The 10,427-nt window shown below is 62.4% G+C and carries 12 protein-coding genes; 2 read left to right on the forward strand and 10 right to left on the reverse strand.

The genetic code is table 11. The annotated features are described in order from the left end of the window. Positions 1 to 199: 199 nt before the first annotated feature. On the reverse strand, positions 200 to 1,744 hold the full coding sequence (locus tag NKJ94_RS36145; RefSeq protein WP_352532399.1) for a winged helix-turn-helix domain-containing protein: 1,545 nt from the start codon (positions 1,742 to 1,744) through the stop codon (positions 200 to 202). A gap of 173 nt (positions 1,745 to 1,917) precedes the next feature. Here NKJ94_RS36145 and NKJ94_RS36150 point away from each other — a divergent pair, with 173 nt between their 5' ends. Further along, positions 1,918 to 2,619, forward strand: coding sequence for an alpha/beta fold hydrolase (locus NKJ94_RS36150; RefSeq protein ID WP_352532401.1), 702 nt, complete (start codon positions 1,918 to 1,920; stop codon positions 2,617 to 2,619). A 253-nt stretch (positions 2,620 to 2,872) separates the two neighbouring features. Here the strand turns inward: NKJ94_RS36150 and NKJ94_RS36155 are convergent, their stop codons facing one another. The 8 genes from NKJ94_RS36155 to NKJ94_RS36190 form a co-directional block, all read right to left on the reverse strand. Next, positions 2,873 to 3,334, reverse strand: coding sequence for a DoxX family protein (locus NKJ94_RS36155; protein WP_502896246.1), 462 nt, complete (start codon positions 3,332 to 3,334; stop codon positions 2,873 to 2,875). A gap of 96 nt (positions 3,335 to 3,430) precedes the next feature. Further along, positions 3,431 to 3,910 (reverse strand): tetratricopeptide repeat protein, encoded by a 480-nt coding sequence (locus NKJ94_RS36160; RefSeq protein WP_352532405.1) that lies wholly within the window; start codon positions 3,908 to 3,910, stop codon positions 3,431 to 3,433. A 31-nt stretch (positions 3,911 to 3,941) separates the two neighbouring features. After that, positions 3,942 to 4,913, reverse strand: coding sequence for an MBL fold metallo-hydrolase (locus NKJ94_RS36165; protein ID WP_352532407.1), 972 nt, complete (start codon positions 4,911 to 4,913; stop codon positions 3,942 to 3,944). Between the two features lie 96 nt (positions 4,914 to 5,009). Further along, entirely contained in the window at positions 5,010 to 5,237 is a 228-nt protein-coding gene (locus NKJ94_RS36170) for a DUF680 domain-containing protein (protein ID WP_352532409.1), read from the reverse strand. A 49-nt stretch (positions 5,238 to 5,286) separates the two neighbouring features. After that, positions 5,287 to 5,532 carry a DUF680 domain-containing protein gene (locus NKJ94_RS36175; RefSeq protein ID WP_352532411.1) on the reverse strand — a complete coding sequence of 82 codons (246 nt, stop codon included), beginning with the start codon at positions 5,530 to 5,532 and terminating at the stop codon, positions 5,287 to 5,289. A gap of 399 nt (positions 5,533 to 5,931) precedes the next feature. Beyond that, a complete protein-coding gene (locus NKJ94_RS36180; protein ID WP_352532413.1) occupies positions 5,932 to 6,774 on the reverse strand; it encodes an anti-sigma factor family protein in 843 nt (280 codons plus the stop codon). Continuing rightward, positions 6,771 to 7,313, reverse strand: coding sequence for a sigma-70 family RNA polymerase sigma factor (locus NKJ94_RS36185; protein WP_352532415.1), 543 nt, complete (start codon positions 7,311 to 7,313; stop codon positions 6,771 to 6,773). Before NKJ94_RS36185 ends, NKJ94_RS36180 begins: the two co-directional genes overlap by 4 nt. 847 nt (positions 7,314 to 8,160) lie before the next feature. Then, entirely contained in the window at positions 8,161 to 8,298 is a 138-nt protein-coding gene (locus NKJ94_RS36190) for a hypothetical protein (RefSeq protein WP_352532417.1), read from the reverse strand. 358 nt (positions 8,299 to 8,656) lie between these two features. Here NKJ94_RS36190 and NKJ94_RS36195 point away from each other — a divergent pair, with 358 nt between their 5' ends. Next, complete coding sequence (locus tag NKJ94_RS36195) at positions 8,657 to 9,757, forward strand: flavodoxin family protein (protein WP_352532419.1); 1,101 nt, start codon at positions 8,657 to 8,659, stop codon at positions 9,755 to 9,757. Between the two features lie 374 nt (positions 9,758 to 10,131). Here NKJ94_RS36195 and NKJ94_RS36200 read toward each other — a convergent pair. Further along, positions 10,132 to 10,427 (reverse strand): cupin domain-containing protein (locus NKJ94_RS36200; RefSeq protein WP_352532421.1); only part of this gene is annotated, 296 nt, incomplete at its 5' end.

Consider the following 10,427-nt stretch of genomic DNA (forward strand, 5'->3'; position numbering starts at 1 on the left):
GTCATGCTCTGCCCCCGCCGGACGACGCTCAACGCCAGCGCGACGACCGGTTCTTGATCACTACCTCAACCGCAGGCGCCCCTCCCGCGCAGCGGGTTCGTTCTCCGGCCCCAAAGCCGCCAGTCTGCAACGCGCAGCATGTTGGTCATTCCACCGATCCGGTCCGTCCGCCAAGAGCGGACATAAGCTACCGAAGCTCCTATTCCGGCAGGCCGGCCACTCGCATCGCGTCGGTGACATCATCGATGATCTCAGGCGCAAGCCCCACCGCCGCCGACCAACGGCTAATCGTGAAATGCGGATCGAGCGACAGCAGCCGGGATCCCGCTGTTTTTGCCTGCTCGATCCGGCCAAGCCGGGCAAGGGGGGCGGCCAGCCATCCGTGCAGGATGCTGAAGCCGGGGTTCAACTCAACCGCTCGCCGGCCTGCAGCTATGGCCTGCTCATGCCGGCCGGCGAGGAAATTGCCGAAACCGATGATGCCCTGCGGCACGCAGCTCATGGCGTCGAGGGGACTCAGCCGCATGGCCTGCTCGCACCAGTCAATGGCGCGTGCCGCATCGCCGCCATAGGCGACCGGCACGCAGCCGAAAGCATAGACGAAGGCGCAGGAAGCGCTGAGCGCCAGAGCCTGCGCGAACGCCTCGTCGGCCAGCCTGCGGTCATGCTCGACCAAGCCGATGGTGAAGCCGGCCAAAGCCAGCGCCATGGCATCGCCCGAACCGTGCTCGATCGCCGCATGGGCATGGCGGGAGGCCTTGTCACTATGCTCGGCCTGCATACCGCCGCGGATGAAAAGCGTCTGGTGCGCCCAGGCGGCAAATCCGTGCGCAAGCGCATAACTCGGCTCAATGGCGAGTGCCTGGTCCAGCAGCGGCAGCCCCTTGGCGGCACCCTGCGGCATGAAGGTGTAGACGTCGGGGAGTGCGCGCAGAAAAAGATCGTAGGCATCGAGACTGTCGGGTCGCCTGCGCTTGATGCGTTCGATCTCGGCCCGGCGCAAGTTGGGCTCTATGGCCGCGACCACGCTGACAGTGATCTCGTCTTGCAGCGCGAAGACGTCGGTCAACTCGCGGTCGTAGCGTTCGGCCCACAGATGCCTGCCGTCCTCGGCGTCGATGAGCTGGCCGGAAATGCGGACCCGGCTTCCCACCTTGCGCACGCTGCCTTCCAGCACATAGCGCGCGCCGAGCTCGTGTCCGACCTGCTTCACGTCTACCGCTCGACCTTTATAGGTGAAGCTTGAATTCCGCGCGATTACGAACAGCCAGCGGATGCGCGACAGGCCGCTGGTAATGTCTTCGACCATGCCATCGGCAAAATAGTCTTGATCCGCATCGCCGCTCAGATTGACGAAGGGCAGCACGGCGATGGAGGGGCGGGCGGGAATGCTCAGCCTCGGCTTCGGCTGCTCCACTACAGCCGCCGCTTCAGCCTCTTCGCGCACGGTGCCGACGAAACGAAAGCCCCTGCGCAGGATGGTGCGGACGAGGCGCTGCTGCTCGCCATTGTCTTGAAGAGCGCTGCGGGCGGCGTTAACGCGGCTGGCCAGCGTGGCGTCGGAAACGATGCGTCCCTGCCAGACCGCATCGATCAGATCGTCCTTGCTGACCACCCGCTCGCGATTGCGGATCAGATATTGCAAGAGGTCGAACACTTGTGGCTCGACGGATATCAGGTCGTTGCCGCGACGCAGTTCGCGCCGGTCGCCGTCTAGTGCGAAATCCTCGAAAAGATACGGCAAATTGCTGACTCCGGAACGCAGCTAATAGCGATTCTGGACACTGTAGCCGTGTCGTGGCCGCAAAATCAAAGCCGTCTCAAGGGAAAATCAAGAGGCCCTGAAGGTCACCTCAAAGCGGTGTAGCCGGCCCGGCGGCATAGTCCTTCTGCAACCAACGCAAAAGGAGAACTCAAATGTCGCACACCGCAGCAAATTCCGTCATCCTGGTTCATGGGGGCTTCGTCGATGGCTCCGGCTGGGAAGGCGTCTACCATCAGCTGAAGAAGGACGGCTATGACGTCACCATCGTCCAGAACCCGACGACGTCGCTCGCCGACGATGTCGCGGTGACGAAGCGCGCCATCGCCGAAGCCAAGAGCGACGTCATCCTTGTCGGCCATTCCTATGGTGGCGTGGTGGTGTCGGAAGCCGGCACCGATCACAAGGTAGCCGCCGTCGTCTATATCGCCGCCTTCGCGCCGGATGCCGGTGAATCGGTCTCGACCCTGATCGCCAACCCGCCGCCCGGCGCCCCGGTGCCGCCGATCCTGCCGCCTGTCGACGGCTTCCTGATACTCGACAAGCAAAAGTTCGCCGCATCTTTCGCCGCCGATGTCCGTCCCTCGCTCGCTGCCTTCATGGCGGACTCGCAGGTTCCGTGGGGTATTCCGGCGCTCGAAGGCAAGGTCACCGAGCCAGCCTGGAGAGTGAAGCCGAGCTGGTATCTCGTTGCCGCCGACGATCATATGATCCCTCCGCCGGCGCAGCGTCAGATGGCCAACCGGGCTGGAGCGACAACCGTTGAAGTGCCCGGCAGCCACGCGGTCTACGTCTCCGATCCCGCAGCCGTCGCCAGGATCATCGAACAAGCCGCCAAAGGCGTCGGAAATAACTGACCCGCATCAATCTAACGGGTGGCCCGGGCGACCGGCGCCTGCGCCGCGCCCGGCAGCAGACATAGAAGGTATCCACATTGGAGGTCATGTTCGCGGCCTAAATCGGCCGGTAGGGGCGGTCCTATCCGTGCCGATAAGCGGACCTCGATGGCGACACGCCACGAGCGGCTTGCACCATGAGGGGTCACCCGAGGCAGTTTGTGGGGTGCCGATCGGGCGGGGGGTTGATATGAGACCAGGCGTGTTGGCCGATTCAGAATGGAAGCTTGATATCGCCTACCGATAGAGGGCTACCGGCCGCTATGAGCGCGGCAAGCGTCTCTCTGTCCTGTTGCCGGCGCTTCACCAAGCCTTTCAGCACCCTGTCGAGGGATATCGTCCCGCCGCCGGCGACTGCCAGGACGAACATGCCGCCGGCTATGGCCAAGTCCTTGTCGAAATGCAGCAGTTCATTTTGACTGGCGAAATTGGTGTGGAACAGCGCTGCCGTTGCCAGACAGAACAGGCCAAGTGAAACCGCTGCCAGGCGCGTCAGCAAGCCGAGGCCGACGGAAAGACCGGCTCCCAGTTGCAGCGCTATGGTGGCCACGAGAAGCGGCAGACTCACACCGAGAGCTGCCGTGGATTTCGCGGCACCGTCGAAATGGGTCGCCAGCTCAAAGCCTTCATGCACGAAGAGCAGGGAGAGCAGCAGGCGACCCGCCAGCAGGGTCAAGTCGGTGAGATGTAGTTTCGAGGCGGTTTGTGTCGTTGTCACGATTGGCTCCAGGCAAAGGGGAAAGAGCAGGCGCCTTGCGGCACCTGCCTGACTTCATTTGGTCACTTTGGTGTCGATGGCCTTTTGCAGGTCCGCGCGTTCCTCGCAGCCTGCCGGGCAGAGCTGCGTCAGCGATGCCAGCTGCTCGCTGGCCTTGGCCATGTCACCGGTCTCGACATAGAGTTCGCCGAGATATTCGCGCGCGGCCTTATGGTCCGGCTTCAGTTCGAGCGCCTTGGTGTAGTAGGTCAGCGCGGTCGTGTAGTCACCGGTCTTGCGCAGCGTGAAGCCGAGCAGATTGTAGACGTCGGCCTGCTGTGTATCCTGTGCGAGATCACGCAGATCGGCCAATGCGCCCTTATAATCCTTGGCGTCGATCTTGGCCTTGACGGCGGTGAGGTCGGGCGCGTCGGCGCCTTCGATGTCGTCGACCGCAAAGGCTGGCATGACTGTCGCGACGGGAACTACAGTCAGTACGGCAACGGCCCCGAGCAGGCCGAACAGGGCGTGCCTGTTGAAGAGGGAAGGTTTCATTGTCTTTCTCGCTTTGTGGGGATTGCCGCGCTTAAATTTGCACGGGGGTGAAGCCGTACGCATTGCCGTCCTTGACGAAGGTGCCGGTGCCCGGGAACGGGAAGTGCGAGCCCGAGATCCGGATATTGTCGGTAATCACACGATCGATCACTTTGTGGCACGCGGTGATCGCCGTCGGCCCGTCCTGGTCGTAGCTGCCTTGCCACTCCGGATGCGGCGCCAGCAGCGCCGGCACGTACATCGTGTCGGCCGAAATCATGATCTGTTCCTTGCCAGAGTTCGCCAGGTAGACGGAGTGGCCGGGCGTGTGACCGGGCGCCGCGATGATCTGGATGCCGGGCGCGACTTCGGCACCGTCCTCGACTAGCTTCCAGTTCTTCCATTTCGGGAAGTTTTCGGCGATGCGCTTGCCCGCCGGCTTGCGCCCTTCCGGCAGCTTTGCCAGCCGGCCGGGATCGGTCCACCAATTATATTCGGTGGCGTTGACGACGAGTTCGGCGTTCGGGAACACCGGCGCGCTGGTGCCCTTTTCCATCAGGCCCCAGACGTGGTCGGGATGGAAATGCGAAATCATGATGGTGTCGATGGTCTTGTAGTCGATGCCGGCGGCAGCCATGTTGGCCGGCAGGTGGGTGGCATTGGTCTGCCATTGGCCGACACCCGATCCGGCATCCATCATGATCAGCTTGCCGTTCATCTTGAGCACGACGACGGTGAGCGGGATGGGCATGAAGTCTGTCGTCAGGCCGGCCTTGGCAAGGGCGCCCTTGGTGTCCTCGACGGTGACATCCTTGATGAAGGCCGGGTCGTGCGGCTTGCGCCAGATGCCGTCATAGATGGCGGTGATCTCGATATCGCCGACCTTGTATTTGTAGAAGCCGACGGTCGGCTCCACCGGTGTCTCGGCCAATGCGGGACGGGTAAATTCCAGCTTTCCAGCGAGGCCGAAAGCGGCAGCGGCGGCCGCGGACCCAAGCAATGTGCGACGTGTCATGTTGAACATGATGATCTCCTGTGTGAAGCAGTGAGGGGATGGCGGAGAGCCGGGCGTGGCCCTCCGTCGTGATTGCGGAACTGTTGTGGTCCTGGCCCGAGAAACTCAGTTGCCCCAGATGCCTTGGCCGTACTGAGCCGGCACGCTGGCATTGGCGTCACCCTGTACCTTTTCGGACTTTCGGATCGAGCCGGTGTGCGACGTGTCGATTTTTGAAACCGAATGGCTGGCGACCAGCTGGCTGGAAGTGTTCGAGTCGTAGTGGTCGCTGCCGGCGAAGGCCGTGCCAGTGGCAACGAGGATGGCGGCAGCGGTCAAGACGATCTTTTTCATGTCGCTGGTTCCTGTTTGTGAGTGGGTGAGAGAGTGTTCGGAGGCGCGTTCAGCGACCCCAGATTCCGTCGTTGTTATGCCGGGTGATGATGTCCTGAACCGACCCTTGGCTCGGCCCGGTCGTCACCTTGGTATCGACGCCGTCCTGGCGCGAGGTGTAGGGGGTGGAAGCCGTCGCATTGGTGTCGACAGTCGCGACCGGCTGGTTGGAATTGTTGGCGCCATTGTCGCTGCCGGCAAAGGCAGCGCTTGAGGCAAGCAGCATGGCAGCCACGCTGAGAGCGAGCTTGGTCATTTCGGTAGGTCCTTGTTTCGTTTCTTGGTTGCGTGCCGGGAAATTGGCCCCGCTAACAACAAGACTCGCCAAGGGATCCCTTTATTCCCGAGTGGCGCGAAATTCTTTTGGAAGTCCCGAGATCAGGGGGTGGCGGTCGCCTGGAACTGGGCCAGCCGACGCCGCACGACAGATGGCGGCGCCAATGAAGGAAGGAATGGTGGAAAACTACGGACCTGCTCGGAGCCCGCGTGCGGGTTTCCCGCTTCGTCAAATCAATAGGTCATTGCAAGCGCGCGCGTCGCGTCCGAAGTCGGCACCATGCTGCTGCCATGGCCCATCGGCCCACGTAGGGTCTGCGCCAGCGGTGGTGTCGCATTTGAGTCGCATTTGATAAGCAGAGGTCTGGACGGTTGGCTATCAGCCCGTCACGACAGCGGCGCGGAAGCGCGCCACGAAATCCTCGAGCTCCGGCCGCTCCATGTCAGAAATCGCCCAGTAGGAGAAGGCGCCGTCGCTCCATTGCACCAGCGAGAAGCCGCCCTCCGAAAGATCGACAGGGTCGGTTACCGCACCGGCATTTTGCGGCTCGGCGACAAGGGTGATCAGATGTTCGCGGTGGCGATACACCAGTGCCGGCACCGCTCGACCGCCGATGACCTCGACCCTGCCGCCGATGAGCGCAAATCCGTCCTTGGCCATGTCCGGCGCCGGTGGCGAAAGGCCGAGCCTTGCGTCGAGCCAGGGCTTTACCGTGTGCCGGTCCGACGAGACGACATCCACCGGGCTGGTCGCCAGCAGGCTGCGCTGGTGGCCGCTGGCTACCCCTGCGGCAAAGCTGTCGGTTGCACCAGGCTGCATCGCCCATTGCGTGGCGCCGCTGGCCAGCACCGCGCTGATCATGATCGACGCCGCCATGGCGCGCCAATCGAATGATCCGAAATTGCGCGTCGACCACCTGGTTCGAGCGGGCTTCGCTTGTGCCGGCTGCGCTTTGGGTCGCAGCACTTCAACGTTACCGACTGCGGCCATGGCTGCGATGCGCGCGCTGAACGAGTCGCTCACCTGTGGCTTCGGAAGCGTGGCCACCGCCCCTAGCAAGGCCATGACGCGGGCATGTTCTGCCGCCAGCTTGGGATCGGCGGCGATGCGGCGCTCGACAGCCATTGCCGCAGCGGCATCGAGCTCGCCATCGACCAGTGCATGCAGCATCAGGTTCATGCCTGCGGCGTCCTCGGGCAATCCATCATTGTGCGCGCTCATTGCGCCCTCCCAAGGTCAGAGATCAGCAGGCCGCGCGCCCGCGCCAGCCGCGACATCACCGTGCCGATCGGCACGCCGAGCATCGCCGCGATATCGCGGTAGGCGAGGCCATTGATGTCGCGCAGCACGAGCGTCTCGCGGAACGGTTGCGGCAGGGCGGCGATCGCCGCTTCCAGAGCCGCCGTGTCGGGCTTGGCAATGAGGCTCGCCTCCGGGTTTTCGCTATCGGGTACATCGACTGCGCGAGCGGCGGTCATCTCGTCGAGATCGCCGAGGTCGCCCACCGAGACGATGCTGCGCGGGCGATTGCGCGCCAGCCATGTGTAGCACGAGTTGCGAACGATGGTGAGCAGCCAGGCTCGTGCATTACCGCCGGCATAGCTGGCGATGCTCGCATGTGCCTTCATGCAGGCGTCCTGCACGACGTCCTCGGCGTCGGTAGCATTGCCGATCAACCAACGGGCCAGCGAAAGCGCGTCGGCGAGATGAGGCATTACCACTTCGCTGAAGCGGTCGGCCCGCGCATCGCTGCTCAGCATGGGTACACCGTCATATGCGCCTCGTCTTGAGCTGTGCTCATGGGGCGAGGATGGTTCTGCCTTGCGAGCTAACCCAGCGGAAATATGCCGGGCCGCCAGCGGCGGTGAAAGTGAAGGCAAGTGTCTCATCGATGTCAATCACACACCGGGCCGCAACGATGCGTCCATCCAGATGCGTTCTCGAGCACAAGCATTGCCGAATTCACGACCAGCATCGCATCCGTGGCGCCAGGGCTTTCTCGATCTCGGCCGGCGCAGGATTTCTCGACAGGCAGGCGCGAAGCCAACCGGCCGGCGGCGCCAAACCCATGGCCCTTCAAGGGGGCTCGTGAACGTATTGGCCGATGCCGTCGTGCTCGTCAGTGCTGGGGCTTGCAGTGTGGCGTTCCTTCAAGGTCAATCAGCAGCGTATGCATGGAAGACCAGGGTAGGCGGTGTTTTATTCCCGGATGCCGCAATCTTTTCACGGCTAACTGATTGGCCGGCGTGACGCCGGAATCAAGGCTTCTTCGCGCCTGTCGCTTCTCGCACCAAGGTCCTGAATGGCGGAGATAATCGTTTCCCCGCAAACGCACGGCAAGGGTCCGTCGCGGGGCCGCTGCGCACGCAGGGCCAGCGGCCACGCGGCGACCGCGCCGCTAACCGGCGATATGAATTCTCCCCGCGCATGTGACGCTCCAGGGACGTTACCACGCTTCGATCGCGTGGTCTGAGCCTGCTTCACGCTAGGGAAAGTCAAAATCTAAGGCCAATTTGTAAGTCTACGAATACTTCCGAATGACCGCTTGGGGTCAGATCGCGACAATGATTGTGCGGAAATGAATGTCTGCTCTGCCAAATCGGGAAATCAGAACCAGCCAGTCGGCTTCCGGCCCCATAGCTGGCGCCGCCGCCCGAAGCGGTCGGCCAGCGCGCCGTCGAAAGGGGCGAGGATCGCAACCACGAGAGACGGAGCGGTGACCAGAAGACGGACCAGCAGGTGCATTGGGTTGGCCTTCGAATGCCGCCTGAAGCCCGGGAGCGAAGGGGCTGATGAGCGTGTTGGACAGGATCGTCAGCGTCGCCGAAAGGAGTAGCGCGACAGCCCGCCCATCGCGGAGGAGTGAAAGCATCGGAGGGGTCTCTCGTGTTCTATTGAGAAAGGAAGATCGATCGTTGATCGTTCCAGCCGACCTGTCGGACCTGTTGATTCCCTGGATTGCGCGGCCTTCGCACACGCAAGCTGCGCCGCGCATAAAGCCGCGGACTGTGTAGGCGGCTCGCAGTTCCGAGCGGGTGCATACCGCCGGCGCGGAACGCTCCTGTGATCCCGCGCGTTGTGCCTTCGCGACTGAGGGTTCCAGATGTTCGATTGGATGAAGCCCGGAAAGGCCCCGGAACCGCGGAAGGGCATGCCCAGTCCGCGGCTTGGGGAAGACGAATTCAAGCGCCGCTTCCGCTCGCAATTTCATGACCCGGCCTTTGATTCACTAGAGGGAGAGCTCACCAAGGTCACGGAGGCGGCGTGGGACGCTTACAAGCATTCGCGCAAAAGTCCGTGCACCCGCAAAGCTGGTCCGGAATTCGCCGAACCGGATTACGACTTGGCTGTGGACTGGTACAATGCTCATCAGGCCGTCGGAGCCGCTCAGCAGCGGCATGAGGACCAGAGCCTTCCTTCGCGCATCCTTCTGATTAACTGCTCATCCCGCTCCGAGCACACCTGCCCAAGCGAGATGTCGAAGTCCTGGCGGCTTGTCGAAATCGCACGCGATGTGATCGAGGCCGCTGGCGAGGTGGAAGTCGAGCTGCTCGATCTGTCGCGGCTCGCCTCCGAATACGGGCGCAACATCCATCCCTGCAAAGCGTGCTTCTCGACGGCGCCGGCTCTGTGCCATTGGCCGTGCTCATGTTATCCGAACTATTCGCTCGGCCAGACCCAAGACTGGATGAACGACATCTACCCAATGTGGGTGGCGGCCCATGGCATAATGATCATTACGCCCGTAAACTGGTATATGGCCTCGTCGCCGTTGAAGCTGATGATGGACCGGCTGGTCTGCGCCGATGGCGGCAATCCCGACCCGACCCGGACGCACGGCAAGGACGCGAAAGAGGCGAAAGAGCTGGAGCTTTCCGGCTGGGATTATCCCCGCCATTTGGAAGGCCGGCTGTTTTCCGTGGTCGTCCACGGCGATGTCGAAGGTGCGGAAAATGTCCGGCGCTCCATTTCCGACTGGCTCTGCTTTATGCATCTCTGTCCGGCGGGAGCAATGGCAGAGCTCGACCGATACATCGGATATTGGAAGCCCTACGCAACGAGCCATGATGAGCTCGATGCGGACCACGCCATCCAGGAGGAAGTCAGGAATGCGGCGCGCACTCTGTTGGACGGAGTTCGCGCAAAGCGATCGGGGCAGCTCATCGCGGCGGGCCAGGAACTCACCCAACCGCGGCAGAAGTGAACGGGTCAGCAATCGGGACAACCGGGCCCGAACTATCTCATTCCCTCGAAGAAAAACCGCGATCCGCCGGGCAGGTGGATTCCGCATGTTGAACACCGCCAAAAACCGGCCGCAGCAAGAGAACCTTCTGCAGATATCAGAAGAGCATTCAGTAAAAGGCCGTCAAACCCGTCCCTGGAAGCTCCAGATGAGAATGGTTGCGTTGGCATCAGCTACCGCGGCAGCGGTTTAGTTCAATCACAAAACCAACAAATCCGGAATCCCCTTCGATTCCGTCAAATCGTGAACCGCCTCTACCTGCAGTGTGCTGGGTGGAAGGACCTTGATCAGCGACGTCGCCGACACCGAAGGGTCGACCGCTTGGTCGCTGGACATCATTCGAAAAGTTGGGCCTCGTAGTAGTGTAGCTCGAGCAGCAGGCACCCGGTCTGCGACCGGAAGGGACCGTGATAGACGCCAGGCGGCCGGCAGGCGTAGGTGTTCGGGGCAAAACTCGGCGACGCCTCTTCGACCGAAGTTCCGCCAACGATGAGATCTCCCGATACGAGATAGACTTCTTCCCAGTAGTCATGCACGAACGGCATCGTCGTATAGGCGCCTGGTGCAAACCGAAGCAGCCGCGTCCGATTCCCGGTCTTGCCTGCCTCGTCGAGCCGGCCGGCAAGAATCT

It is taken from the genome of Mesorhizobium sp. M0060 (assembly GCF_040323155.1).
In the GTDB taxonomy this organism is placed as follows: domain Bacteria; phylum Pseudomonadota; class Alphaproteobacteria; order Rhizobiales; family Rhizobiaceae; genus Mesorhizobium.